General features: G+C 63.9%; 20 protein-coding genes. 15 read left to right on the plus strand and 5 right to left on the minus strand.

Going from position 1 to position 25,336, the window contains the following annotated elements; translation table 11 throughout:
• Nucleotides 1-92 precede the first annotated feature (92 nt).
• A complete protein-coding gene (galE, locus tag ACR9YP_RS18315) occupies nt 93-1,106 on the minus strand; it encodes a UDP-glucose 4-epimerase GalE (protein ID WP_474220693.1) in 1,014 nt (337 codons plus the stop codon).
• Nucleotides 1,107-1,232: 126 nt separating this feature from the next.
• On the opposite strand from galE, the gene ACR9YP_RS18320 reads away from it, so the two are divergent.
• Nucleotides 1,233-2,270 carry a glycosyltransferase family 4 protein gene (locus ACR9YP_RS18320; RefSeq protein WP_474220694.1) on the plus strand — a complete coding sequence of 346 codons (1,038 nt, stop codon included), beginning with the start codon at nt 1,233-1,235 and terminating at the stop codon, nt 2,268-2,270.
• A gap of 176 nt (nt 2,271-2,446) precedes the next feature.
• Here ACR9YP_RS18320 and waaF read toward each other — a convergent pair whose 3' ends face one another.
• Nucleotides 2,447-3,517: a lipopolysaccharide heptosyltransferase II gene (gene waaF / locus ACR9YP_RS18325; RefSeq protein WP_474220695.1), complete on the minus strand. Its 1,071-nt coding sequence runs from the start codon at nt 3,515-3,517 to the stop codon at nt 2,447-2,449.
• Nucleotides 3,518-3,675: 158 nt separating this feature from the next.
• Between waaF and rfaD the strand changes: the two genes are divergently transcribed.
• The 4 genes from rfaD (at nt 3,676) to ACR9YP_RS18345 (ending at nt 9,452) form a co-directional block, all read left to right on the plus strand.
• On the plus strand, nt 3,676-4,656 hold the full coding sequence (rfaD, locus tag ACR9YP_RS18330; RefSeq protein WP_474220696.1) for an ADP-glyceromanno-heptose 6-epimerase: 981 nt from the start codon (nt 3,676-3,678) through the stop codon (nt 4,654-4,656).
• Between the two features lie 12 nt (nt 4,657-4,668).
• Nucleotides 4,669-6,153: a D-glycero-beta-D-manno-heptose-7-phosphate kinase gene (rfaE1, locus tag ACR9YP_RS18335; RefSeq protein WP_474220697.1), complete on the plus strand. Its 1,485-nt coding sequence runs from the start codon at nt 4,669-4,671 to the stop codon at nt 6,151-6,153.
• Complete coding sequence (locus ACR9YP_RS18340) at nt 6,150-7,433, plus strand: O-antigen ligase family protein (protein WP_474220698.1); 1,284 nt, start codon at nt 6,150-6,152, stop codon at nt 7,431-7,433. Before rfaE1 ends, ACR9YP_RS18340 begins: the two co-directional genes overlap by 4 nt.
• Before the next feature lie 84 nt (nt 7,434-7,517).
• Nucleotides 7,518-9,452, plus strand: coding sequence for an SDR family NAD(P)-dependent oxidoreductase (locus ACR9YP_RS18345; RefSeq protein ID WP_474221082.1), 1,935 nt, complete (start codon nt 7,518-7,520; stop codon nt 9,450-9,452).
• On the opposite strand, the gene ACR9YP_RS18350 is transcribed toward ACR9YP_RS18345, so the two are convergent.
• A complete protein-coding gene (locus ACR9YP_RS18350) occupies nt 9,440-10,459 on the minus strand; it encodes an MraY family glycosyltransferase (RefSeq protein WP_474220699.1) in 1,020 nt (339 codons plus the stop codon). The two genes, ACR9YP_RS18345 and ACR9YP_RS18350, sit on opposite strands and share 13 nt — an antisense overlap.
• Nucleotides 10,456-11,415, minus strand: coding sequence for a lysylphosphatidylglycerol synthase transmembrane domain-containing protein (locus ACR9YP_RS18355; protein ID WP_474220700.1), 960 nt, complete (start codon nt 11,413-11,415; stop codon nt 10,456-10,458). Before ACR9YP_RS18355 ends, ACR9YP_RS18350 begins: the two co-directional genes overlap by 4 nt.
• Before the next feature lie 238 nt (nt 11,416-11,653).
• Between ACR9YP_RS18355 and ACR9YP_RS18360 the strand changes: the two genes are divergently transcribed.
• The 10 genes from ACR9YP_RS18360 to ACR9YP_RS18405 all read left to right on the plus strand — a co-directional run bounded on the left by ACR9YP_RS18360 (nt 11,654) and on the right by ACR9YP_RS18405 (nt 24,778).
• On the plus strand, nt 11,654-12,643 hold the full coding sequence (locus tag ACR9YP_RS18360; RefSeq protein ID WP_474220701.1) for an NAD-dependent epimerase: 990 nt from the start codon (nt 11,654-11,656) through the stop codon (nt 12,641-12,643).
• Nucleotides 12,644-12,650: 7 nt separating this feature from the next.
• Nucleotides 12,651-14,063: a mannose-1-phosphate guanylyltransferase/mannose-6-phosphate isomerase gene (locus tag ACR9YP_RS18365; RefSeq protein ID WP_474220702.1), complete on the plus strand. Its 1,413-nt coding sequence runs from the start codon at nt 12,651-12,653 to the stop codon at nt 14,061-14,063.
• A 184-nt stretch (nt 14,064-14,247) separates the two neighbouring features.
• Nucleotides 14,248-15,252 carry a Gfo/Idh/MocA family protein gene (locus ACR9YP_RS18370; RefSeq protein WP_474220703.1) on the plus strand — a complete coding sequence of 335 codons (1,005 nt, stop codon included), beginning with the start codon at nt 14,248-14,250 and terminating at the stop codon, nt 15,250-15,252.
• Between the two features lie 51 nt (nt 15,253-15,303).
• The gene (locus tag ACR9YP_RS18375; RefSeq protein WP_474220704.1) at nt 15,304-16,455 is read left to right on the plus strand and encodes a DegT/DnrJ/EryC1/StrS family aminotransferase; all 1,152 of its coding nucleotides are present in this window, start codon (nt 15,304-15,306) and stop codon (nt 16,453-16,455) included.
• A gap of 195 nt (nt 16,456-16,650) precedes the next feature.
• On the plus strand, nt 16,651-18,180 hold the full coding sequence (gene murJ / locus ACR9YP_RS18380; RefSeq protein ID WP_474220705.1) for a murein biosynthesis integral membrane protein MurJ: 1,530 nt from the start codon (nt 16,651-16,653) through the stop codon (nt 18,178-18,180).
• Between the two features lie 185 nt (nt 18,181-18,365).
• Nucleotides 18,366-18,899: a DoxX family protein gene (locus ACR9YP_RS18385; RefSeq protein WP_474220706.1), complete on the plus strand. Its 534-nt coding sequence runs from the start codon at nt 18,366-18,368 to the stop codon at nt 18,897-18,899.
• An 817-nt stretch (nt 18,900-19,716) separates the two neighbouring features.
• Entirely contained in the window at nt 19,717-20,049 is a 333-nt protein-coding gene (locus ACR9YP_RS18390; RefSeq protein ID WP_474220708.1) for a DUF1127 domain-containing protein, read from the plus strand.
• 286 nt (nt 20,050-20,335) lie between these two features.
• Nucleotides 20,336-22,645 (plus strand): xanthine dehydrogenase family protein molybdopterin-binding subunit, encoded by a 2,310-nt coding sequence (locus ACR9YP_RS18395; protein ID WP_474220709.1) that lies wholly within the window; start codon nt 20,336-20,338, stop codon nt 22,643-22,645.
• A gap of 97 nt (nt 22,646-22,742) precedes the next feature.
• A complete protein-coding gene (locus ACR9YP_RS18400) occupies nt 22,743-23,192 on the plus strand; it encodes a cytochrome c (protein WP_474220711.1) in 450 nt (149 codons plus the stop codon).
• A 302-nt stretch (nt 23,193-23,494) separates the two neighbouring features.
• Nucleotides 23,495-24,778 (plus strand): cystathionine gamma-synthase family protein, encoded by a 1,284-nt coding sequence (locus ACR9YP_RS18405; RefSeq protein ID WP_474220712.1) that lies wholly within the window; start codon nt 23,495-23,497, stop codon nt 24,776-24,778.
• 71 nt (nt 24,779-24,849) lie between these two features.
• On the opposite strand, the gene ACR9YP_RS18410 is transcribed toward ACR9YP_RS18405, so the two are convergent.
• Nucleotides 24,850-25,266, minus strand: coding sequence for a CHRD domain-containing protein (locus tag ACR9YP_RS18410; protein ID WP_474220713.1), 417 nt, complete (start codon nt 25,264-25,266; stop codon nt 24,850-24,852).
• Between the last annotated feature and the right edge of the window lie 70 nt (nt 25,267-25,336).

Below are 25,336 nucleotides of genomic sequence, written 5' to 3' on the forward strand. Positions count from 1 at the left end.
AAGCCTGCCCGCGCGTCAGGGATCGATGGGCCTCTGTGCCCGCTCAAGCGGGGTTTTTCAAGCCCAATTAAGGGCTTGCGCTCGGGATGATTCTAGGCCGAGACGGCGTGGCGAAGCTCGCCGTGGCGCTCGCGGAACAGCTTGTCCTCCCAGGCCAGCGCATGCGCGGCGATGGTCTCGAGATCCTCGTATTGCGGCTTCCAGTCGAGCAGGCCGCGGATGCGGCTGGTGTCGGCGACCATGGTCATGATGTCGCCAGGCCGGCGCGGGGCGTATTGCACGGCGAAGCTGCGGCCCGAAACCCGGCGCACCGCGTCGATTGTCTCCAGCACCGAATAGCCGCGGCCATAGCCGCAATTGAGCGTCGTCGAGGCGCCGCCATTGCGCAAGTACGCCAGCGCGGAGCGATGCGCCTGCGAGAGGTCCGTGACGTGGATGAAGTCGCGGATGCAGCTGCCGTCCGGGGTCGGATAGTCGGTGCCGAACACGTCGATCTTGGCGCGCTGACCGGTGGCGGCTTCCACCGCGATCTTGAGCAGATGCGTGGCGCCGACGGTGGCAAGACCGATGCGCGCCTGCGGATCGGCGCCGGCGACGTTGAAGTAGCGCAAGGTCACATATTGCATACCGAAGGCAGCGGCGACGTCGTGCAGCATGATCTCCGTCATCAGCTTCGACGAGCCGTAAGGCGACAGCGGCCGCGTCGGCGCGTGCTCGGGCACCGGCACCTGGTCCGGATTGCCGTAGACGGCGGCGGTCGAGGAGAAGATGAAGCGGCCGATGCCGCGCTTGACCGCGACGTTGAGCAGATTGCGCGCGGTCGTGAAATTGTTGCGGTAGTAGCCGAGCGGATCGCGCATCGAATCCGGCACGACGACCGAGCCCGCGAAATGGATGATGCTCTCGATGTCGTGCTGCGCGATCACGCCTTCGAGCAGGTTCTCGTCGCCGGCATCGCCAATGAACAGCGGCACGCCTTCCGGCAGATAGGTGGAGAAACCTGTGGAGAGATCGTCGATCACGACGACGTCCTCGCCGGCTTCCGCCAGCGCCAGGACCGTGTGACTTCCGATATAGCCGGCGCCGCCGGTGACTAGCACAGTCATGATCTCACCCGTCTTCGATCAACGCGCAAAACTAGCGCTGGCGTGGTGAAGAGGGGGTATCGGCGCGGCTGAACTGGTCACTATGCTTAATGTTGCGTATAGGGGACCTGCTAAACGGAGTATGACGTGGCGAATTTCCCCGGCGATCTCGAAGTGATCGTGCCAAATCTGCACAGGCGCTATTCCGGGGTCACCGCGACCAATCGGATGGTGGCGCCGCGGCTGGCGAAACTGTATCGCGCGGCGTGGTTCGGCTCCGATGCGCCGGAGGGGATTGCGCGCCTGAGCGCTGCGGATTTCCTGAAACTATGGCGCCGCAAGGCGCCGCTGATCTGGCATGCGCGCCGCAACAACGAGATGATCGCCGGCGTCGCGTTGCGCGCGCTGGGCTGGCCACTGAAACTCGTGTTCACCTCGGCGGCGCAGCGGCATCACAGCTGGATCACGCGCTGGCTGATCCGGCGCATGGATGCGATCATCGCAACGAGCGACATCTCGGCATCGTTCCTGAAAGTGAAGGCAACCGTGATTCCGCATGGCGTCGACACCGACGTCTACGCACCGCCGACAGATCGCGCCGCTGCCTTCGCGGAAGCGGCGCTGCCGGGCCGCTACGCGATCGGCTGCTTCGGCCGCGTGCGCGCGCAGAAGGGCACCGACGTGTTCGTCGATGCGATGTGCCGGCTGTTGCCGCGCTACCCCGATTTCACCGCTGTGATCGTCGGCCAGGTCACGCCCGAGCAGACGCCCTTTGCCAACGACTTGAAGCAGCGCATCGCGGCCGCCGGCCTGCAATCGCGCATCGTCATCACCGGCGAGTTGCCGATCGAAGCGGTGCAGCGCTGGTATCAGCGATTGACGATCTACGCTTTCACCTCACGCAACGAAGGTTTTGGCCTGACGCTGATCGAGGCGATGGCGGCCGGCAGCGCCCTCGTCGCCGCACGCGCCGGTGCGGCCGAGCTCGTGGTCGAGGACGGTGTGACCGGCGTGCTGGTTCCGCCGGGCGATGTCGATGCGCTGGTCGCCGCGTCGGAGCCGCTGATGCGCGATGTAACCGCAGCGACCGCGATGGGCGTGCGCGGACGGGCAAGGGTGCTCGAACGCTTCAGCCTGGATGCGGAGGCGGCGCGGATCGGCGAGGTCTATCGGCCGCTGCTCTGAGCGTTGCTTTCGTGGGTGCAAACAAAAAGTGCGAAAACAACCCCATGCACAGTAGCCGCGGTCAGCAAAATCAATGGCTTGGCGGTTCATGTTGTCGCTTGCGGATTTTTCGAATTCCGTTTGACTTGTCGGGCAAAACACTGGCAGGATGTCATCATTGGCGCTGCCCGCCCCGCTCACGTCGTCGCCCGCGCCCCCACTTCACCCAGCACCCGCTGCGCGATCGCCACCACCTCGCTCGCCGCGATGTCGCGCATGCAGCGGTGATCGTTCATCTTGCAGATCGTGCTCTGGCAGGGCTGGCAGGACAGCACGCTCTTGTCCTGCACGACGGTCGCGGCGAGGCCGTTGAGGGGGGCCCAGAGGTAGGGGCTGGTCGGGCCGAAGATGCCCATGGTGGGCGTGCCCAGGGCGGCTGCGATGTGCATCAGGCCGGAATCGTTGGAGATGGCGATGCCGGCCGCGGCCATGGCCAGCACGCCATTGCGCAAATCGTTGCCGGTGAGGTCCCGCACGCCCGCGCCACCGGCAGCGACGATTTCCTGGGCGAGGCCCTTTTCCGCGGGGCCGCCGACCACCCAGACCTCCAGGCCGCGCTCGACCAGCAACCGGGCGGCCTCGGGATAGTAGGTCCAGCGTTTTGACACCCCGACCGAGCCGGGGGCCAGCGCCACGGCTGCGCCGGAACTGAGGCCATTGGCTTGCCGCCAGCGGACGATCTCCTCGGCGGGGACGCGCAATTGCGGCACCGGCCATTCCGAAGGCAGCGGCGCGCCGTCGGGCTGGGCGAGGGCGGCGTTCTTGTCGATGAAACGGGGCAATTTCTTCTCGCCCCAGCGCCAGTGATTGATCAGGCCGAAGCGGAACTCGCCGACGAAGCCGACCCGTTCAGGAACGCCCGCCAGCGCGGGCGCGATGGCCGCCTTCCAAGTCCGAGGCAGCACCAGGGCGGTGCCGTAGTTCCGCTCGCGCAGGAGTTTTGCCAGACTGAACTGGCGACTCACGGCGAGTCGGCCGCGCGGCAGGTCCCAGACGATCCCAGCGCGCACGCCGGGCATGTAATCGACCAGCGGGGCGCACAGGGAGGTGGTCAGGAGATCGACCGGCCGGTTGGGCCAGCGCTCTTTCAGGACCCCCACGACGGTGTGATTCCGGACGAAATCGCCGATCCACATGTAGGGAATGATCAGGATCGGGCTTGTGTTGTCCCGGTCTGGATGTCCACTAAGTTGCGAATCTATATTCATTTGTTAATTGGGCCGAAGGCGAGCTGTATGTCCGTTCGGTTAGCCGCTCCGGGCCGGCAGGTAAAGCCGGCTGAGGACCGATCCCAAAACCGCTTACACTTTGCCGGATCATGCGCTACGGCAGGACCGGGCTTTCAGAAATCGGGCAGGTAGGTGGAATGTTGCTGGTGACCGGCGGGGCCGGTTTTATCGGATCGAATGTCGTCGCCGCGCTCAACGAGGCCGGCCGCAGCGACGTCGTGGTCTGTGATCTCCTCGGTTCTGACGGCAAATGGCGCAACCTCGCCAAGCGGCAGCTTGTGGATATCGTCCCGCCAGCCGAGCTGGGGGACTGGCTGAAGGGCCGCAAGCTCGACGCCATGATCCATCTCGGGGCGATTTCCGAGACCACTGCGATCGACGGCGATCTCGTGATCGAGACCAATTTCCGCCTGTCGATGCGCCTCTTGGACTGGTGCACGGCGAATGCGGTGCCGTTCATCTATGCCTCATCGGCGGCGACTTACGGCGATGGCGCGGACGGCTTTGACGACGACGCCTCGCTGCCGGCGCTGAAGAAGCTGCGGCCGATGAATCTCTACGGCTGGAGCAAGCACCTGTTCGACCTCACTGTTGCCCAGCGCGTCGCGAACGGCGATCGGCTGCCGCCGCAATGGGCGGGCCTGAAATTCTTCAATGTGTTCGGCCCCAACGAATACCACAAGGGCTCGATGATGAGCGTGCTGGCGCGCCGCTTCGACGACGTGAAAGCGGGCCGCGTCGTGCAGCTGTTCAAGTCGCATCGTGAAGGCATCGAAGACGGCGACCAGCGCCGCGATTTCATCTATGTCGACGACGTCGTGCGCGTCGTCATGTGGCTGCTCGCGACTCCGTCGGTCTCCGGCCTGTTCAATGTCGGGACCGGAAAGGCACGCAGCTTCAAGGACCTGATGCTGGCAGCCTATGCCGCGCTCGGCAAAAGGCCCAACATCGAATACATCGACATGCCCGAGGCGATCCGGGGCAGCTATCAATACTTCACCCAGAGCAAGGTCGATCGTCTCCACCGCGCCGGCTATAACGGCGGCTTCACGACGCTCGAGGACGCGGTCAAGGCCTATGTCGGGGATTATCTCGACCGGCCCGACCGCTTCCGCTGAGGCCCCTCGATCATGCCGACACCCATTCTCGATTTCGATGCCCTCGCACAAGCCATCGGCGGCCGCACGGTGCTGTGCATCGGCGACATCATGCTGGACGAGTTCGTCTATGGCGAGGTGTCGCGGATCTCGCCGGAAGCGCCCGCGCCGGTGATCTCGGCACAGCGCAGCGAGATCCATATCGGCGGCGCCGGCAACGTCGCGCGCAACGTCGCCTCCCTCGGCGCGCGCTGCATCTTCGTCGGCCTCGTCGGCGAGGACGATGCGGGCAGGCGGCTCGCCTCGGCGCTGGCGGAGTACGCCGGCATCGACAGCGTTCTGGTGACCGACTCCTCGCGCCCGACCACGCGAAAAGTCCGCTTCGTCTCCGAGCATTTTTCCACGCACTTGCTGCGTGCGGATTGGGAGCAGGCGGGGCCTGCCTCCGATGCCACCGAGACGAAACTGATCGAGGCGATCCTGCCGCAGATCGCGCGCGCCGACATCGTGCTGCTGTCCGACTACGCCAAGGGTGTGCTGACGGCACGCGTGATCCGCCACACCATCGACGCTGCGCGAAAGCTCGGCAAGCCCGTCATCGTCGATCCCAAGAGCCTGAACTGGGCGATCTATCGCGGCGCGACGCTGCTCACGCCCAACCGCAAGGAATTTTCGGAGGCGACGCGGAGCCGCGCCGACACCACGCAGAGCATCGTCGATGCCAGCGAGGATGTGATGCGACTCGCCGATTGCGAGGCGATCCTGGTCACGCTGGGCGAGCACGGCATGACGCTGGTGCCGCGCAGCGGCGAGGCCGTCCATGTTCCGGCTTTTCCGGTGAAGGTGCGCGACGTCTCTGGCGCCGGCGACACCGTCGCCGCCGCGCTTGCGGGGTCGCTCGCAGCGGGCGCGGACTGGGACACGGCGCTGCGCATGGCCAATGCTGCCGCCGCCGTTGCCGTCGGCAAACAGGGCACCGCCACCGTGAGCGCGGCCGAGCTGCGGCGAAAGATCCTGCCCCACGCCTATCTCGCTGCCGAGGAGAAAATCGTGCTCGAGCTGGGCGCGCTGGACGCGCAACTCACCGAATGGAAGAGACAGGGCCAGCGCGTCGGTTTCACTAATGGCTGTTTCGACATCCTCCACCCCGGCCACGTCAAGGTGCTGACCGCGGCGCGCGCCGCCTGTGACCGCCTGATCGTGGGTCTCAACAGCGACGCTTCGGTGCGGCGGCTGAAGGGCGCCGATCGCCCGGTCCAGGACGAGCGCGCGCGTGCCGAGGTGCTAGCTGCGTTGGAGGCCGTCGATCTCGTCTTCATCTTCGAGGAGGACACGCCGATCGAGCTGATCACCAAGATCAAGCCCAGCGTGCTGGTGAAGGGCGGCGACTATACCCGCGAGCAAGTCGTCGGTCACGAGGTCGTCGAGGCCGCGGGCGGGACGGTCGTGCTGGTCGATATCCTCCAGGGCTTCAGCACCACCGCGCTGGTACATCGCGCGCGGGGAGGGGACAAGTGACGGCGCTCGCCCGCGAGACGGCGGGCCAGATGCTCGGGCGGCGCCTGCGCAGCCCGGTGGCCTGGCGCGAGACGGTCGACATTCTCGCGGTGCTGACCGCGGCTTCGCTGCCATGGTCGACGTCGCTTGCGGGCATCTTCAACGCCCTGATGCTGCTCTGCATGGTGCCGTTTCTCGACCTCCGCGCGTTCCTGCAATCGCTGAAGCGTCCGATCTGCGCGGCGCCGATCGCACTAGTCATTCTCGCGCTACTCGGGACGCTTTGGTCGGATGCGGCCTGGGGCGCGCGCCTGTATGCAGTCAATCCGACCGTCAAGTTGCTCGTGCTGCCCGTCCTGCTCTACCATTTCGAGCGCTCGCAGCGCGGCCATTGGGTGCTCGTCGCCTTTCTGGCATCCTGTGCGCTGTTGTCGGTGATGTCTTGGCTGGTCGCCTTCTATCCCAACCTCGCGCTCAAGACCGATCCGCGCGAACGCGGCATCTTCGTGAAGAATTACATCGACCAAAGCCAGGAATTCGCGCTCTGCGCAGTTGCGCTCGCCTATCCGGTCGTGACGCTGCTGCGTGAGAAGCGTTACTGGCTGGCCGGGCTGCTCACCGCGCTGGCGCTCAGCTTCCTCGTCAACATGGCCTTCGTGGTGGTGTCGCGCACGGCGCTCGTCACCATTCCGATCATGTTAGGCGTGTTCGCGTTGCTTCACCTCAAATGGCGCAGTATCGCGATCATCTCCGCCGCTATTCTCGCCTGCGCAGCTCTCGCCTGGCAGGCCTCGCCGCATTTGCGCCAGACCGCTGAGAGGTTTTCAAGCGAGTACACTGGCTATGTGGAAAGGGGCGAGCCGACCTCAATGGGCTTGCGGCTCGAATTCTGGCGGAAATCCGTCGGCTTCTTCGCGGAGGCACCGTTCAAGGGACATGGCACCGGCTCGACGCGCGGACTGTTCGAACAGGTGGCGACTGGCAGCGGTTACAAGGCCTCGGCCGAGGTGATAGGCAACCCGCATAACCAGACGCTGAACGTCGCAGTGCAATGGGGCGTTATCGGCGTCGCTGTTCTCTACGCGATCTGGATCCTGCATCTGCTGTTGTTTCGCGGCGGTGGGCTCGCTAACTGGATCGGGCTCTTGGTGGTGGTGCAGAATGTCTTCACCTCGCTGTTCAACTCACACTTGTTCGACTTTCACGAGGGCTGGATGTACGTCATAGGCGTCGGCGTTGCCGGCGGCATGGTACTCCGGACCCAACAGGCTGAGGCGAGGGTGGAGAAGGCCGATGCCTGAATGGCAAGGCGGCTGGCAAGTCTGGTCGATATGGGCTATCAGCGCGGTCAGGTTGCACCTAACTGGATTTTCATCGGCCGGCGGATGACGCGTCTCTCGCATCTTACCTCGCGCAATTTCCTGATCGCGCTGCACGACGTGCTTGCGACGACGGCGGCTCTTTTTGTCGCCTTCTATCTGCGGTTCGAAGGTGGTGACGGCTTTTTCGCGCGCCTGCCGCTCCTGTTCCAGATCCTGCCTTACTTTGTCGCGTTCAGCGTAGTCGTATTCTTCCTCTTCAATCTGACCACGACGAAGTGGCGCTTCATCTCTTTGCCGGACGCGCTGAATATCATCCGCGCCGCGACCGTGCTGACCGTGGCCCTGCTCGTGCTGGACTACATCTTCGTGGCGCCGAACGTCCGTGGCAGCTTCTTCGTCGGCAAGGTGACCATCGTCCTCTACTGGTTCCTCGAGATCGCCTTTCTCAGCGCGCTGCGGATGACCTACCGCTACTTCCGCTACACGCGAGTGCGGCGACATGCCCGCACCGACGACGCTGCGCCGACGCTCCTGATCGGGCGGACTGCGGATGCCGAGGTGCTGTTGCGCGGCATCGAGAGCGGAGCGATCAAGCGGATCTGGCCGGTCGGCATATTGTCGCCCTCGCGCGCCGATCTGGGCCAGCTCATCCGCAACGTGCCGGTGCTGGGCGGCATCGATGACGTCGAGGAAGTCATTAGCGATTTTGCCAAGCGCAACAAGGCGATCGCCCGTCTCGTGATGGCGCCGTCGGCGTTCGAGCCGGAAGCCCATCCAGAATCGATCCTGATGCGGGCACGCAAGTTAGGCTTGATCGTGAGCCGCATGCCCTCGCTGGAGAGCGGCGAGGCGCCGCGGCTCACCGCGGTCGCGGTCGAGGACCTCCTGTTGCGGCCGAGCGAGAAGATTGACTATGCGCGCCTGGAAGCGCTGATCAAGGGCAAGACGGTGATCGTCACCGGCGGCGGCGGGTCGATCGGCTCCGAGATCTGCGAGCGCGTAGTCGCTTTCGGCGCCGCGCGTCTTTTGATCCTGGAAAATTCCGAGCCGGCGCTCTACGCAGTCACGGAAGCACTCGCCGCGCATGGCCTGCCGGCCCAGATTGAAGGGCGGATTGCCGACATCCGCGACCGCGAGCGCATCATGCGCCTGATGGCGGAGTTCAAGCCGGCCATTGTGTTCCACGCCGCGGCGCTCAAGCACGTTCCAATCCTCGAGCGCGACTGGAGCGAGGGGGTCAAGACCAACATCTTCGGCTCCATCAACGTGGCGGACGCAGCGCTCACCGCCGGCGCCGAGGCCATGGTGATGATCTCGACCGACAAGGCAATCGAGCCGGTGTCGATGCTCGGCCTGACCAAACGCTTTGCGGAGATGTACTGTCAGGCACTGGACCACGACCTCGCAGCGGGGGCGCGCGGGGCCAAGCCGCCGATGCGGCTGATCTCGGTCCGGTTCGGCAACGTGCTGGCCTCGAACGGCTCGGTGGTGCCGAAATTCAAGGCCCAGATCGAGGCCGGCGGTCCCGTGACCGTGACGCATCCCGACATGGTCCGCTATTTCATGACCATGCGCGAGGCCTGCGATCTCGTCATCACGGCGGCAACGCATGCGCTCGGCAGTGCGCATTCGGACGTGTCGGTCTACGTGCTCAACATGGGCCAGCCGGTGAAGATCGTCGATCTCGCCGAGCGCATGATCCGCTTGTCCGGCCTGCAACCCGGCTACGACATTGAGATCGTGTTCACGGGCATGCGGCCGGGCGAGCGTCTGCATGAGATCCTGTTTGCGTCCGAGGAGCCGACCCGCGAGATCGGCGTCGCCGGCATCATGGCCGCGCAGCCGAACGAGCCCCCGATGCAGACGCTGCGCAAATGGATTGCGGCGCTCGAGCAGGCGATCGCGCTGGATGATCGGACGACCATCACCGCCATCCTCAAGGATGCAGTTCCGGAATTCGGCTCGAGACCGCCGCCTGACATCCTTCAGGACGCCTGAGCGCGGGAGAAACGCCGCAGCACGATAGCGACCGCGACCGCACCTGCGAACAACGAGACGATCGTGATCGTCATCGATCCGGCGCGAACGGTGGCAATGGCGAGCAACGCCAGCAGGAAATTGAGCGCGAATGCCTCGCCGACCACCCGCTTCACCGTGAACCCATTGTCGATTGCACGCTGGTAGAAATGCGTGCGGTGCGCCGACCAGAACGGCTCGCGGCGTGCGATCCGTCGAAACAGCGTGATAGTGGAATCCGCAAGATAATAGGCCGGCAACAGCAGCGCCGCGGCCGGCTGCCCGCGAAAGGCGAGCTCCAGCAGGCACCAGCCGAGCAAAAGGCCGATCGGCAGGCTGCCGACATCGCCCAGGAAGACTTTTGCGACCGGGCGGTTGAACGGCGCGAAGCCGAGCATGGCGCCGAACAGCGCCGTCGCGATCAGCGCGGCCGGCCACGGTAGCTCGCCGAGCCATCCCAGCAGCAGCAGCGCCGCGGTGACCGGCACCACTTCTGCTGCCGTCATCAGGTCGAGCCCGTCCATGAAGTTGACGAGGTTCACGAACCAGACTCCTGCGAGCAGGATGAGACCGCGCTCCAGCGCAAGCGGCAGCGCCGGAACGATGCGCGAAGTCTCGGGCGCAGTGAATACCACGGCGCCGACGGCTGCCGCCTGCAGCACCAGCCGCAACAGCACCGGCAGCGACACGATGTCGTCGGCGAATCCGACCAGCGCGATCAAGACCGTCGCACCAACCAGCGCCGGCGGGATCGCGACGTTCGCGACAATCGCAAAGAGCGAGGCGACGATCAGCGTCGCGGCGATCACGGCGATGCCCGCACCCTGTGGGGTCGGGATGCGATGCGAGGACCGCGCGTTCGGCCGCGCCAGTGCGTAGCGCTGGAGCAGGGGACGGCTGGTCCAGGTGATGAGCGCCGACATCAGCGCGGCGATTGCGACGGCAAGCAGCGAGGGCAGGGCGGTGAGGGCGTCGGCGGCCGGGCTCACTCGGGCACCCCGATCGGCGCCGACCCTTGCGCGGCCTTCTCCGCGCTGAGGATCCAGACCAGGCCGCCGATCGCCCCGACGATGAAGAACACGGCGCCGAACAGCAGCGAGACGTTGACGCCCTCGTTTGCTGCGAGTCCGGCGAAGCCGAACGCGAGGCCCATCGTGGCTTCACGTACGCCCCAGCCTGCGATCGAGATCGGCATCATGGTGATCAGCATCACCGGCGGGACGAGCAGAAATATCTGGCCGAAGCTGATCGGCGCCGCGATCGACTGCACCACGCACCAGGCGATGAGGACGGCGAGCACGTGAACGAGGATCGACAGGATCGCGACGATCGGTCCGCGGCTGCGGCTGAAGATCACGCGATTGGCGACCACGGCACAGGCGTGGATGTGATGCGTCGCCCACCAGGTCTTCAGCCAGCGCCATTTCAAGGCGCCGAAGATCAGGAAACCGAGGCCGCCCGCGAGCGCCGCGAAGTCGAGGAGCAGCAGCGCCGAGCGCCCATTCGGATCAGTGATGAGGGTGTAGCTCCAGGGCAGGCTCGCGACGATCAGAACCGCGAGCGCGATCAAGCCGATCGCGCGATCGACGAAGATCGAGTAGGTCGCCGCGCGCCAGCCGGCACCGGCACGCGCGACCAGCCACAGCCGGACCGCATCGCCGCCGATCGCCGACGGCAGGGTCTGGTTGAAGAAGGCACCGATCACGTTGTAGCGCATGGCCCGGCCGAGCTCGAGCGGCGCGCCGCATTCGGCGCTGATCTCGCGCCAGCGCAGCACGCCGACGAAGATTTGCAGGAACGTGACCCCGATCGCCACACCGATCCAGACCAGGCTGGTCACCGTGAAGCGCGAGAACAGTTCGGACAGGTCCACCTTGCGCAGCGCCAGATAGAGCAGCGCCGCGGAAATCAGGATCTTGGCCGCAGAAAGCAGGATTCGGCGCATCTCGCCCGCTTGAATAGGGTTTGCGAAGGTTGGAGGCAACCCGACGCGAGGCGCCGAATTCGGCCGCTTTCGTATGGTTTTGGCGCCAATCTTGCAATAGTCGTGTGTAGTCAGCCGTGTGTAAGCCGTGGTGCAGCGGCGTCTTGAAGGGCCCTCATGAGGAGCAGCAGGCCTATTGCGACCTCCACGATGCGGCGGCTAAACAGGTTCTGCGGGCAAGGGATCTCTGGGGAACAGGATGACGGATCAGGCGATTTTGGTCACGGGCGCTGCCGGCTTCATCGGCTTTCACGTCGCCCGGCAGCTCTTGGCCGAAGGCCGGTCCGTCGTCGGGCTCGACAATCTCAACAGCTATTACGATCCCGCGCTGAAGCGAGCACGCCTTGCACTGCTCAAGAACGAGTCCGGCTTCTCCTTCGTCGAGGCCGACCTCGCCGACCGTGAGACGATCGCGGCGCTGTTTGCGCGACATCAATTTGCCAAGGTCGTGCATCTCGCGGCCCAGGCCGGCGTGCGCTACTCGATCGAGCAGCCGCACGCCTACGCCGATTCCAATCTCCAGGGCTTTCTCAACGTGCTTGAAGGCTGCCGGAACAATGGCTGCCGCCATCTCGTCTACGCCTCGTCATCGTCCGTTTATGGCGCCAACACAAAGATGCCATTTGCCGTGCAGGATCGCACCGACCACCCCGTGAGCTTCTACGCCGCGACCAAGAAGGCGAACGAATTGATGGCGCAGTCCTATAGCCATCTCTACCGGCTCCCGGTCACGGGCTTGCGCTTCTTTACCATTTACGGCCCCTGGGGACGGCCTGATATGGCCATGTTTCTCTTTGTAGATGCCATCATGGCGGGCAGGCCGATCCGGCTCTTTAACCATGGCAGGATGCGCCGCGACTTTACCTATATTGATGACGTGACGCGTGTAGTATCCAAGCTGATCGATCGTGTGCCTGCGGACGATCCGGCGGCCGCAAATGCGCCGTCAAAGCTCTACAATGTCGGCAATCACCATCCGGAGGAACTGATGCACGTCGTCGGGCTTCTGGAGCGGGAGCTGGGCCGGACGGCGATCAAAGAATTGCTGCCGATGCAGCCGGGAGATGTGCTGGAAACGTTCGCGGATGTCGAGGATCTGATGCGCGACACCGGCTTTGCGCCGTCAACGCCGATCGAGCATGGGGTCCGTAACTTTGTCACCTGGTATCGGGACTATTTCAAGGTTTGAGATGACGATGGACAAACGCATAATCCCCCTGATCATGTGCGGCGGTGCCGGCACGCGGCTGTGGCCAGCTTCGCGCGAGGTGCGGCCCAAGCAGTTCCTGCCGCTGTTCGGCACGCGCTCGACCTTCCAGGACACGCTGCTGCGCGTCTCCGATCCCTCGCTGTTCGATCGACCGATCGTCATCACCAATGCGGCCTATCGCTTCATGGTGCTGGAGCAGCTCGCCGAGATCGCGATCGAGGCCGATGTGATCCTCGAGCCGATGCGGCGCGATTCCGGACCTGCGATCGCCGCGGGTGCGGTATTCGCGCAGAACCGCGCCAATGAGGCGATCGTGCTCGCGCTCGCCGCCGACCACGTGGTGCGGGACAATGCCGCCTTCGTCGCCGCGTGCCGCGAAGGCCTTGCGGCCGCGAATGCCGGGCGCATCGTCACCTTCGGCGTCAAGCCGGAGCGGCCGGCGACCGAATACGGCTATATCAACCCGGGCGAGGTGATCACCGGCGAGGTGCACGCCGTCGCGCGTTTCGTCGAAAAGCCGGATGCGGTGCAAGCATCGGACTACGTCAATTCCGGCTATCTCTGGAACAGCGGCAACTTCATGTTTCCGGCCAGTGTGCTGCTCGATGAATATCGCAGGGTGGACGCAGCGAGCATCGAGGCGATCTCCAATGCAGTCGCCAACGCCGGCCGCGATCTCGGCTTCGTCACGCTGGAGCCTCAGGCGTTCGGCGCGGCGAAGGCGATCTCGATCGATTATGCGGTGATGGAAAAGACCTCGCGCGCCGCGGTCGTGCCGGTGTCGTGCGGCTGGTCCGACGTCGGCTCCTGGCACGCGGTGTGGGAGCTCTCGGAGAAGGACGCGCTGGGCAACGCCGCGCACGGAAAGGCGGTGTTCGAAGACTCCCGCAACTGCAACGTCACTACCGATTCCGCGCTGGTCGCGCTCGAAGGCGTCGACGATCTCGTGGTGGTCGCCACAGCGGATGCGGTGCTGGTCTCGCGCCAGAAGGATGCCAACGGCTTGAAGCGTCTCGTGACCAAGCTCAAGGCGGTCGCGCCCAAGGTCACCGAGGAACATCTTAAAGTGCACCGGCCCTGGGGCAGCTATCAATCCGTCGACAATGGCGAGCGGCACCAGGTCAAGCGCATCGTGGTCAAGCCGGGCGGCCGCTTGTCGCTTCAGAAGCATCACCATCGTGCCGAGCACTGGATCGTGGTGCGGGGCACGGCACAGGTCACCGTCAACGAGACCGTGAAGGCGGTGCACGAGAACGAGTCGATCTACATCCCGATGGGCGCCGTCCACCGGATGGAGAATCCCGGCAAAATTCAGCTGGAACTAATCGAGGTCCAGACTGGAAGCTATCTCGGGGAAGACGACATCATCCGGATTGAAGACGACTATCAAAGGTCGTAACCAGCAAACTCCGAATCACGCGATCCGGGCCGAAAGAGCGGTATCTTTTCCGGCTTAAGGCCCCGGGAACGTGTAATTTTTTGAATCAAATCGTGTCCGGACCGCTAGCGCGTCATTCGCCACAAATGTGGCGCCCGTGCTAGAAGCGGCGCCGGGGATTTGGGTTGAATCGGGGTTCCATCAGATGAGTTCCAAAGGATCTGCACCGGCAAAGGCCGGCCTGCGCGTCGGCGTCATTGGCGCCGGCGTGATGGGCAGCAACCACGCGCGCGTACTCGCGGGTCTTCCCGGCGTCAGCCTCGTCGGCATCGTCGATCCTTCGCCGACGCACCGCACCCGCACCACCGAGCTTGCGAGCTGCCAGGGTTTCGAGACGCTCGACCAGCTCTTCGCCGAGGGTGTCGATGCCGTCACCATCGCAGCGCCCACCCATCTGCATCACGAGGTCGCGCTCGCCTGCATCGCCAAGAACATCCACGTCCTGGTCGAGAAGCCGATCGCGTCCACGGTCGAAGAGGGCCGCGAGATCGTCGCCGCCGCGCAAAAGGCCGGCGTCACGCTGATGATCGGTCATGTCGAGCGCTTCAATCCGGCTGTCGCCGCGGTCAAGCAGGCGATCGCGGGCGAGGACATCTTGTCGATCGCGATCACCCGCGTCGGCCCGTTCCCGCCGCGCATGTCCAATGTCGGCGTCGTCATCGACCTCGCCGTGCACGATATCGATTTGATCCGCTGGTTCACCGAATCCGACATCGTCGAGGTGCAGCCGCAACTGTCGAGCGCGGTCGCCGAGCGCGAGGACATCGCGCTGTTGCAGTTCCGCACCGCTAACGGCGTGCTCGCCCACATCAACACCAACTGGCTGACGCCGTTCAAGGCGCGCAGCGTCACGGTCGCGACGCGCGACAAATACGTGATGGGCGATCTGTTGACGCGCCAGGTCACCGAATGCTTCGGCTTCAAGCCCGATGGCAGCTATTCGATGCGGCATCTACCGGTCGGCCATGACGAGCCTCTGCGCGCCGAGCTGATCGCGTTCCTCAATGCGGTCCGCCACGGCGAGACCCCTGCAGTGACCGGCGACGAGGGCGTCGCCAGTCTCGAGATCGCGACACAGTGCCTGGAAACGCCGTCGCGCCCCGCCGCCACGGCGCCCGCCCGCAAGGGCCCGCGTCGTGTCGCCGGCTGATTCCTTTCCATGTCGGCTTCTCAAACTTCGCGAGAAAATCAGCAAAGCGCCATGAACCAGCATCTGCGTTCCGATCCCATTCCCTTCATCGATGTCGGCGCGCAGCGCCGCCGGCTCGGCGCCTCGCTCGATGCAGCCGTGAAGCGGGTTCTCGACCATTGCCAGTTCGTCAACGGCCCGGAGGTCTTCGAGCTGGAGAAGCAGCTTGCGGCCTACAGCGGTGCCAAGCACGTCATCGGCTGCGCTAGTGGCACCGACGCGATCCTGATGACGATGATGGCGAAGAAGGTCGGACCCGGCGATGCCGTGCTGTGTCCGTCCTTCACCTTCATCGCGACCGCCTCGCCAGTGGCGCGGACCGGCGCGACGCCGGTTTATGTCGACGTGGACGAGGCGACCTTCAACATGAGCCCGGAGTCGCTGAAGCGCGGCATCGCGACCGCCCGCAAGGCCGGGCTCAAGCCGGTTGCTATCATTCCGGTCGACCTGTTTGGCCAGCCTGCCGATCACGACGCCATCGCCGAGATCGCCAAGGCCGAAGGTCTGTTCGTGCTCGACGATGCCGCGCAGGGCTTTGGTGCGAGTTACAAGGGCCGCAAGCTCGGCACGCTCGGGCACGCCACTGCGACCAGCTTCTTTCCCGCCAAACCGCTCGGCTGCTTCGGCGACGGCGGCGCGATCTTCACCGACGATGACGAACTTGCAGCCACGCTGCGCAGCATCCGCGTGCACGGGCAGGGCGTCGACAAATACGACAACGTCCGGCTCGGCCTGACCGGCCGGCTCGACACCATGCAGGCCGCGATCCTGCTCGAGAAGCTGAAGATTTTTGACGACGAGATCGCCGCCCGCAACAAGGTCGCAGAGCGCTACGCACGTGGCCTGTCCAACGTCGTCACCGTGCCGCGTCTTAGCCCCGGCAACACGTCGGTCTGGGCGCAGTACACCATCCGCCTGCCCAAAGGCACAGACCGCGACGGCTTTGCCGCCGCGCTGAAGGCCCAGGGCGTGCCGACCGCGATCTATTACGGCAAGTCGATGCATCAGCAGACCGCCTACAAGCACTATCCGGTCGCAGAAGGCGGCTTGCCGGGATGTGAAAGCCTGTCGCAGGACGTCATCAGCCTGCCGATGCATGCTTATCTGACCGAAGCCGACCAGGAGCGCGTCATCGCCGCCGTGCGCGGCGCGGTTTCAGCGTGATTGCGCCGCGGCTTCTTCACGTCTCCTGCTTGCGGGAGAGGGCGGCCGAAGCGCCGGGTGAGGGTTCTGTCCTCTGGGGGAGTCTTCGTTCTTGAGACACCCTCTCCCCAACTCTCCCCCGCAGGCGCGGGAGGGGGCGGACCTTCCTCCCGGCTAGCACCTAGACCTAATCCTGCCATGCTCTAAAACAGACGCATGCTCGGACGCATCTTCACGGTTGGCGGATATACGCTGCTCTCACGGGTGACGGGATTTGCCCGCGACATCATGCTCGCGGCGATTCTCGGCGCCGGCCCCGTGGCCGACGCCTTTTTCGTGGCGCTGCGACTGCCCAATCATTTCCGCGCGATCTTCGCCGAGGGCGCCTTCAACGCGGCCTGGGTGCCAGCCTACGCGCATGTCCATGGCGAGAAGGGTGAGGGGGCGGCGAGACTGTTCGCCGATCGCATCTTCACGCTGCTGCTGGCCTCGCAAATCGTGCTGCTGATCGTCGCCTGGCTGTTCATGCCGCAGGCCATGAGCATTTTGGCGCCCGGCTTTTCCGAGGACGCCGAGCAGCGCAAGCTCGCGATCGAGCTCACGCGAATCACCTTTCCTTATCTGCTGCTGATCACGCTAGTGACGCTCTACGGCGGCATGCTCAACGTGATGCAGCGCTTCGCCAGTGCCGCGGCCGCCTCGATCTTCCTCAACGTCGCGATGATGATGACGCTGGCGCTGGCCGCCTGGTTTCCAACCGCGGGCCACGCCGCGGCCTGGGGCGTGCTGATTTCCGGCTTCCTGCAATATTTCCTGCTCGCCGGCGATCTGGCGCGTCATGGCGGCCTGCCGCGCTTTGCGCCCTTGAGGCTCGATGAAGACGTCCGCGGCTTCTTTAAGGCGTTGGGGCCAGCGACGCTGGGCTCGATGGGTACCCAGGTCGCGCTGTTCGCCGACACCATCATTGCGACGTTCCTGCCTGCCGGTGCTCTGTCGGCGCTCTATTACGCCGACCGCCTCAACCAGCTCCCGATCGGCGTCATCGGCATCGCCATTGGCACGGTGCTGCTGCCGGAGATGTCGCGGCGAATCACAGCCAACGACCATGACGGTGCGATGAAGGCACAACGACGTGCCTTCGATTTCACGCTGCTGTTCTCGGTGCCGTTCGTCGCGGCCTTCATCACCGTGCCCGAGGCGATCATGCGCGCGCTGTTCGCCCGCGGCGCATTCTCGAAGGCCGATGCCGCCGCCGCCGGCGCCACGCTCGCAGCTTATGCCATCGGCCTGATCCCCTTCGTGTTGATCCGCAGCGCGGTCGCGACCTTCTATGCGCGCAAGGATACGGCAACGCCGGTCCGCGCTTCGCTGACCGGCATCGCCGTCAACGTCGCCCTGAAAGTCGCGTTGATGGGATCGCTCGCCCAGATCGGCCTCGCGCTCGCAACAGCCGTCGGTGTCTGGACCAACCTCTTGCTGGTGCTCTTCTTCGCCGCGCGGCGAGGCTTTCTCGTGCCGGACCGCGGCTGGCTGATGTCGCTGGCCAAATTCCTGCTGACCGGATTGGTCCTGTCTGCCGCGTTCTGGCTGATCGCGCACTTCAGCGCGGCCATTTTGGCCTCCATGCAGGCCTTCCGGGACGAACTGACGCTGGCCCTCTTGGCCATCGGGGGCACGATCGTCTACGCGCTCGCGATCCTCATCCTGTTCGGCCGCAACTGGCTGATCTCGCTGATGCGCAGCTAGGCGTTACCCGGCGATCACCGCGCCGTGTCCGATCAGGTCCTTGCCCACTGCGGCCGGATGCGCCTGATGCGGCCCGTCGCCGATGCGGATGAAGTGATTTTCGATGAAAATGCCGTGCGGATGAGCCGCTTGTTAGCGTCCGAGGCACCAGGCGTTTACAGCGCGATGCCTCGCCGGGGCCTTTCATGCGGTTCCCCGATCGTGATACGATCTTTGGATATTCAGGTGACGTCCTCAGGCAACAAGGCGATGAGGCAGTGACCATGCCATTCCGCTCTCCCTGGCCCACATCTCAAATTGACAAGTTCGCCACCGGCAATGCCGACCTGCTGATCCTGATCGGCCGCATCCTGCTTGCATGGGTCTTCGTCGGAAGCGCGTACGGAGCGCTTACGAATTTCAGCGGCTCAGTGGGCTATTTCCGGTCGCTGAACCTTCCAATGCCCCAGCTGTTCACGACAATAACCGTCCTGCTGGAAATAGTGATATCGGTTGGTTTGATACTCGGCCTTGGAACGCGCTACTGCGCAATTTTGGTTTTGCTATTTGTGGTCGCGGCTACTGCAATCGCACATCGTTACTGGGAATATCCCGCCGGTCCGCAACAGATTGGGCAGTACAATAATTTCTTGAAAAACATCTCGATATTGGGAGGCGCTCTGTTGATCCTGGTCACCGGAGGGGGGCGGTTCTCCCTCGATCGGAGGCTGACAGGCTAGCAGCGTTGCCCGTTCTAACTGCCTGGAGGCGCAAGCATCGTCGCTCCCTCGCAGAGCTGAGAGAGTGCGGCCGCACGATGTGGGCGCTTTGGTTCGTTCGCCCTTGCATCATCAAGGGGACGCACAGCCCTGCCAGTTTGGCAGCTGCCAAGCCGCGCCTTAAGGCCATTATTGCGTCACTTCGCCCTAGGCCTGAACGTAACCTCGAGTAGATGGCTGAGGTGTTTTGAGAGAGGCTTCAAGCGCTCGGCAGTGATTCCGAAGAAAAGCATCAACCACGTCGCCAGCGCTGCACACCACAATAGGCTTTCCAATGTTTCGGGCATGAGGACACCCTTTCAAACAAGTACTTGAAATGCGAGCAGTCTTGCCCAACGAAACCCGCGTGGCAAGTCCTCCAATAAGTGGCAAGACGCCGAAATACCCGGAACAGCGTTAGCTTACCCTGACATTCGCCAAAGCACTGCATCTCGGTGTGCGCCGAGGAAGCAAAACCAATCTGCTGCTGGTGCTCCTCTTCGCGGTGCGGCCAGGCGAATTTCCAGAGACGACTGCGCCGGAGCAAATGGCTCGCTTCTAGGATGCAGCAGACATTGGCACATCCCTTGATTTTACGCGATTGTTGTGGTACGAGCGTCTCATGATCAAATCCATGCGCACCGTCAACTTCATGCACATGACCCGCTTCGGCTGGGCCGTGGGAGGAGTCGCGCGCTAGGATTTCGACGACGACATCTTTTCCACCAGGCCCCGCCGGCATCGGACGGGGCCTTTTGTTTGGCCATGCTCCCTGCCGGCCCAACAGCAGGAGCGTCCGATGCCACCCCAACAGACGATCATCACATCCGAGGCCGAGCGCGATGCCGCTGCGCTCCGCCTCGACCTTCCCATTGCACTGGAAAAGGATACTGCTGGACCAGCGGCCACTTCTTCGGCGCAAAGCGTCTTAAGCCTGCTCAAGCAGTGTTGGCGTGCGTTTCAGCGGCGGCGCGAACGCCAGGGCTTAAGGGTCACTTTGCAGGAGCTGAGTGACAGGGAGCTGATGGACATCGGCTTGACGCGTAGCGAGATCGACTACATCACATCTCAACGAGCCATCGATACGCTTAGAGATAGGGCGACGCATCTATCGAGCCGTGGTGTCATGTGACCTGATCGGCATCAGACGCGGACATGCGCTTTGCGAACAAGCGGCGGACAGCACGGCCGCTTGTTCATGGGATTGCGCTTGCGGGTTAGTTCGGCAACTATCATGCCAATAACCGCATCGATCCTCACAGGGAAATGACCGAGCTGCGACCTTTCGCGCCCGTCCCGCTCTGACAGGCGAGGGCAGCGAACAAGTTTCGCGGACGCTGCATGCCTAAACCCGTTTGCCTTGACTCTCTTTCCACGGCAATATGCCGACAAAACAACCATGAGAACGGGAAGACAAAATGGCGGCTCCCATCAAGTTCGGCGTTGGCCAAAGCGTGCTGCGCAAGGAGGATGACGCACTCATCCGCGGCAAGGGCCGCTATACCGACGATTACACGCCGCAGGCCGCGCTCCGCTGCCTGGTGCTGCGCTCGCCGCACGCGCATGCCAAATACACCATCGATGTGAACCGTGCCCGCGGCTTACCCGGCGTTGCGCTGATCCTGACTGCCGATGACGTCAAGGATCTCGGCAATCTGCCGTGCCTGTTCAATCTCGAGACCGATCCGTTCACCGGCCCCCCTTACCCGATCCTCGCCAAGGATGAGGTACGCCATGTCGGCGATGCCGTCGCCTTCGTGGTCGCCGAGACCATCGATCAAGCCCGTGACGCGATCGAGGCGATCGACGTCAAATGGAGCCCGCTGCCGGCGGTGACCGGCGTCGTCAACGCTGTGAAGCCCGGGGCCCCGCAGGTCTGGCCGGACAAGCCGGGTAACGTGCTGTTCGACGTCTCGATCGGCGACAAGCAAGCGACGGAAGCTGCCTTTGCCAAGGCGCATGCGGTCGCCGAAATCTCCATCGTCAATCCGCGCGTGGTCGCGAGCTTCATGGAGACGCGCGCAGCCGTCTGCGAATACGACGCCAAGCGCGACCATCTGACGCTGACCGTCGGCAGCCAGGGCAGTCATCGCCTGCGCGACATCCTCTGCCAGAACGTGCTCAATATCCCGAGCGACAAGATGCGGGTGATCTGCCCCGACGTCGGCGGCGGTTTCGGCACAAAACTGTTTCCGTACCGGGAATACGCCTTGATGGCGGTCGCGGCGCGACAGCTGAAGAAGGCGGTGAAGTGGGCGGCCGACCGCTCCGAGCATTTCATGGGCGACGCGCAGGGCCGCGACAACGTCACCACCGCCAAGATGGCGCTGGCCGAGGACGGCAAGTTCCTCGCGATGGATTGCGATCTGATGGGCGACATGGGCGCGTATCTGTCGACCTTCGGGCCCTATATCCCGCACGGCGGCGCCGGCATGCTGCCAGGTCTTTACGACATCCAGGCCTTCCATTGCCGGGTGCGCACCATCTTCACCCACAGCGTGCCGGTCGATGCCTATCGCGGCGCGGGGCGGCCGGAGGCGGCCTACGTCATCGAACGCCTCGTGGATGCCTGCGCGCGGAAACTCGAGATGACGCCGGATGCCATCCGCCGCAAGAATTTCATTCCGCCGAAGGCGCTGCCTTACAAGACCGCGACTGGCAAGGTCTACGATTCCGGCGACTTCGCCGCGCATCTGAAGCGCGCGATGGAGATCGCGGAATGGAAGGAGTTTGGAAAGCGCGCCAAGGCGGCCAAGAAGCATGGCCTAATCCGCGGCATCGGCCTTGCGAGCTATGTCGAGATTTGCGGCGTGATGGGTGAGGAGACGGCCAATGTCCGTCTCGATCCCAGTGGCGACATCACCGTCCTGATCGGCACGCAATCGAGCGGGCAGGGTCATCAGACCGCCTATGCGCAGATCGTCGCCGAACAGTTCGGCCTGCCGCCGGAGCGCGTGCATATCCACCAGGGCGACACCGACGAGATCGCGACGGGCCTCGGCACCGGCGGTTCGGCCTCGATTCCCACTGGCGGCGTCTGCGTGGAGCGTGCTGCGGGCGATCTCGGCAAGAAGCTGAAGGAGTTCGCAGCGCAGGCGCTGGAAGCGAGCGCGGGCGACCTCGAGATCACCGACGGCGTGATCCGGATCGCCGGCACCGACCGCTCGATCTCCTTCGCCGACCTCGCCAAGCGGCCCGGCGCCGATCCGTCGAAGCTGAACGGCAGCGCCACCTTCGCCAGCGCCGATGGCACCTATCCCAACGGCACGCATCTGGCGGAAGTCGAGCTCGATCCGGCCACGGGCATCATCAAGATCGTCAACTATGTGATCGTCGACGATTTCGGCAAGACGCTCAATCCGCTGCTGCTGGCGGGGCAGGTGCATGGCGGCGCCATGCAGGGCATCGGCCAGGCCTTGATGGAGCAGGTGGTCTATGGCGCGAGCGACGGCCAGCTCATCACCGCGACCTACATGGACTACGCGCTGCCGCGCGCGGCGGACGGGCCGGCCTTCGTGTTCGAGACCAACAACGTTCCCTGCAAGACCAATCCGCTGGGCGTGAAGGGGGCTGGTGAGGCCGGCGCGATCGGCTCCTGTCCGGCCGTCGTCAACGCCATCGTCGATGCGCTCTGGCGCGAATACAAGATCGACCACATCGACATGCCGGCAACGCCCGAGCGGGTGTGGATTGCGATCAACGAGCATCACCGCCGTCACAGCCTCTGAAGTCCAGATAACCCCGCGCGGGAATAAACGCCTGGCGCGGGGTTCTAGTCATGGACGACCTCTCCCGAAAAACTCTGCGAGCCGGAGACACGAGCCAATGAAACGAACGTTGATCGTCGCGGGCGCCCTGCTGCTGGGCGCGGGCGCCGTCATGGCGCAGCAGGAGATTGCCGTTCAGCAGGACAATCTGATGCGCTCGCAGGCGAAGAGTCTTTACACTGTCATTCAGAAGATGACGAAGGGCGACATTCCCTACAATCAGAAGGCGGTCGACGAGGCAATCGCGCATCTGGAGGCGGATGTCGCCAAGATCGCCAAGACCTTCGAGGTCAATCCCAAGCAGGACGTGGTGAACGCGACCTATGGCGCCTCGCAAAAGGTCTGGCAGAACAAGGCCGATTTCGACTCCAAGATCCCTCCGGTGCAGAAGGCGATCGCCGACGTCAAAGGCAAGATCACCAATGTCGCGAGCCTGAAAGCGGCCTATACCGCGATCAACGATCGCTGCACCGACTGCCACGAGACGTATCGGGTGAAGTTGAAATAACAGGGCACAGTTCTAGGTCCGTAGCCGGGATGGAGTGAAGAGAAATCCGGGCTACCAGAATTGAAAAATGGCAGTTGCGAAAGCAGCCGCACTTTTTGCGCGACCATGGTCCGCGAGTCGCAGCGCAGCACGAAATTCCGTCCGCAAGGCCTGACGGATCGCTGTGAGAGCGGCTATCTTTGCTTCAGCCGCCGCGGCATTGATGTGAGCTGTTGGATGCCGGCGCATCTCGCGCCTGACTGCCTCATGATAGCAGGAGTTCCAACGCCCGGCGAGGAACTGAATCAACAGCGAGATAGGCCATGGCAAAACCGTTCCCGTCGAAGACCCACATCGGCAACCATATGCTGCATCCGGAAACCTTGATGCTGACCTATGGCTATGACCCGCAACTGTCGGAAGGCGCTATCAAACCGCCGGTGTTCCTGACCTCGACCTTCGTGTTCAAGACGGCCGACGACGGCCAGGACTTCTTCGACTACGTCGCCGGCCGGCGCGAGCCGCCGGAGGGGATGGGCGCAGGCCTGGTCTATTCGCGCTTCAATCATCCCAACAGCGAGATCGTCGAGGATCGGCTCTCGATCTACGAGCGCACCGAGAGCTGCGCTCTGTTCTCGTCCGGCATGGCGGCCATCGCAACCACGATCCTGGCTTTCGTGCGCCCCGGCGACGTCATTCTGCACTCCCAGCCGCTCTATGGCGGGACGGAAACCCTGCTGACGAACACGCTAGCGCGCCTGTCGATCGGCGCCGTCGGCTTCGCCGATGGCATCGACGAGGCGGCAGTCAAGCAGGCCGCGGAGGAGGCCATGCGCAAGGGCCGGGTGTCGATGATCCTGATCGAAACTCCCGCCAACCCGACCAACGGGCTGGTCGACATTGCGATGATGCGCCGTGTCGCCGAGGCCGTCGAAAAGGCTCAGGGACACACACCGATCATCGCGTGCGACAATACGCTGCTCGGACCGGTGTTTCAGCGACCGATCGAGCACGGCGCAGATATTTCCTTGTACTCGCTCACGAAATATGTCGGCGGTCATTCCGACCTGATCGCGGGCGCCGCGCTCGGCTCGAAGGCGCTCATGAAGGGGATCAAGGCGCTGCGCGGCGCCATCGGCACCCAGCTCGATCCGCATTCCTGCTGGATGATCAATCGGTCGCTCGAGACGCTGAGCCTGCGCATGGAAAAGGCCGATGTGAATGCGCGCCTCGTCGCGGACTATTTGCGCGATCACCCCAAGGTGGCGAAAGTCCACTATCTCGGTCATCACGAGGACGCATCGCCAGCCGGACGGGTGTTCGCGGAGCAATGCTCAGGCGCCGGCTCCACATTCTCGTTCGATATTGTCGGCGGCAAGGAAGCGGCCGTCAAATTCCTCAACGCGCTCCAGATCTTCAAGCTCGCCGTGAGTCTCGGCGGAACGGAATCGCTGGCGAGCCTGCCGGCGACGATGACCCATTCCGGCGTTCCCGCCGACATCCGCCGGAAAATCGGTGTCCTCGATTCCACGATCCGGCTGTCGATCGGAATCGAAAATCCGTCTGACCTGATCGCCGACCTCGCGCAGGCGCTGAATGCGGCTTGAGCGTGGCGAGAATCGAAAAGGCCGGACGCCCTCCTGCGTCCGGCCTTCGCGCAACGAAGTCGCGTTTGCGCTTACTTCGTCACTTGGCCGCGGATCTCGCCGCCCGGGTTCGCCGCCGTGTGGATGTTGATGTAGTACTTGCCGCCGAGCAGATCGGCGGCCTGCGCGTCGGTGAGCGTCGCTTCGCCCTTGACCGGGCTCGCGGCCGCGTTCGGGATCGCGACCGCAACGCCGGCGTTCTTGCCCGCCTCGGCCGGGCCATGGAAATGAGCCGCGGTGGCAGGGCCAGAGAGCCCGGAATAGTTGACAGTCCAGGACAATTTCTTGCTGGCGGCATCGTAGTTCAGATCGGCCGTTCCGCTGCCGCTGCTGGTCGTTGCGGGCACCTCGGACTTGGCGTCGAGCGTTGCTTTCAGCTTTTCGGCGCAGGCCGGGCCTGCAAAAGCGATGGCACCGAGCGCGCACATGGCGATGACGGTCTTGTTCATGACATTCTCCCTGCAAAACCCGTTCGGGCTGGCTAACTTTCAACAGTCGGCATTTCAGTTTATTCCCGTT

Source organism: Bradyrhizobium sp. BR14999, from assembly GCF_056106085.1.

What these genes read in the sequence shown, in the direction of transcription:
- galE (WP_474220693.1), bottom strand. Translation starts at nt 1,106, where the DNA reads ATGACTGTGCTAGTCACCGGCGGCGCCGGCTATATCGGAAGTCACACG.
- waaF (WP_474220695.1), bottom strand. Translation starts at nt 3,517, where the DNA reads ATGAATATAGATTCGCAACTTAGTGGACATCCAGACCGGGACAACACA.
- rfaD (WP_474220696.1), top strand. Translation starts at nt 3,676, where the DNA reads ATGTTGCTGGTGACCGGCGGGGCCGGTTTTATCGGATCGAATGTCGTC.
- rfaE1 (WP_474220697.1), top strand. Translation starts at nt 4,669, where the DNA reads ATGCCGACACCCATTCTCGATTTCGATGCCCTCGCACAAGCCATCGGC.
- ACR9YP_RS18345 (WP_474221082.1), top strand. Translation starts at nt 7,518, where the DNA reads ATGACGCGTCTCTCGCATCTTACCTCGCGCAATTTCCTGATCGCGCTG.
- ACR9YP_RS18355 (WP_474220700.1), bottom strand. Translation starts at nt 11,415, where the DNA reads ATGCGCCGAATCCTGCTTTCTGCGGCCAAGATCCTGATTTCCGCGGCG.
- ACR9YP_RS18360 (WP_474220701.1), top strand. Translation starts at nt 11,654, where the DNA reads ATGACGGATCAGGCGATTTTGGTCACGGGCGCTGCCGGCTTCATCGGC.
- ACR9YP_RS18365 (WP_474220702.1), top strand. Translation starts at nt 12,651, where the DNA reads ATGGACAAACGCATAATCCCCCTGATCATGTGCGGCGGTGCCGGCACG.
- ACR9YP_RS18370 (WP_474220703.1), top strand. Translation starts at nt 14,248, where the DNA reads ATGAGTTCCAAAGGATCTGCACCGGCAAAGGCCGGCCTGCGCGTCGGC.
- ACR9YP_RS18375 (WP_474220704.1), top strand. Translation starts at nt 15,304, where the DNA reads ATGAACCAGCATCTGCGTTCCGATCCCATTCCCTTCATCGATGTCGGC.
- murJ (WP_474220705.1), top strand. Translation starts at nt 16,651, where the DNA reads ATGCTCGGACGCATCTTCACGGTTGGCGGATATACGCTGCTCTCACGG.
- ACR9YP_RS18385 (WP_474220706.1), top strand. Translation starts at nt 18,366, where the DNA reads ATGCGGTTCCCCGATCGTGATACGATCTTTGGATATTCAGGTGACGTC.
- ACR9YP_RS18390 (WP_474220708.1), top strand. Translation starts at nt 19,717, where the DNA reads ATGCCACCCCAACAGACGATCATCACATCCGAGGCCGAGCGCGATGCC.
- ACR9YP_RS18395 (WP_474220709.1), top strand. Translation starts at nt 20,336, where the DNA reads ATGGCGGCTCCCATCAAGTTCGGCGTTGGCCAAAGCGTGCTGCGCAAG.
- ACR9YP_RS18400 (WP_474220711.1), top strand. Translation starts at nt 22,743, where the DNA reads ATGAAACGAACGTTGATCGTCGCGGGCGCCCTGCTGCTGGGCGCGGGC.
- ACR9YP_RS18405 (WP_474220712.1), top strand. Translation starts at nt 23,495, where the DNA reads ATGGCAAAACCGTTCCCGTCGAAGACCCACATCGGCAACCATATGCTG.
- ACR9YP_RS18410 (WP_474220713.1), bottom strand. Translation starts at nt 25,266, where the DNA reads ATGAACAAGACCGTCATCGCCATGTGCGCGCTCGGTGCCATCGCTTTT.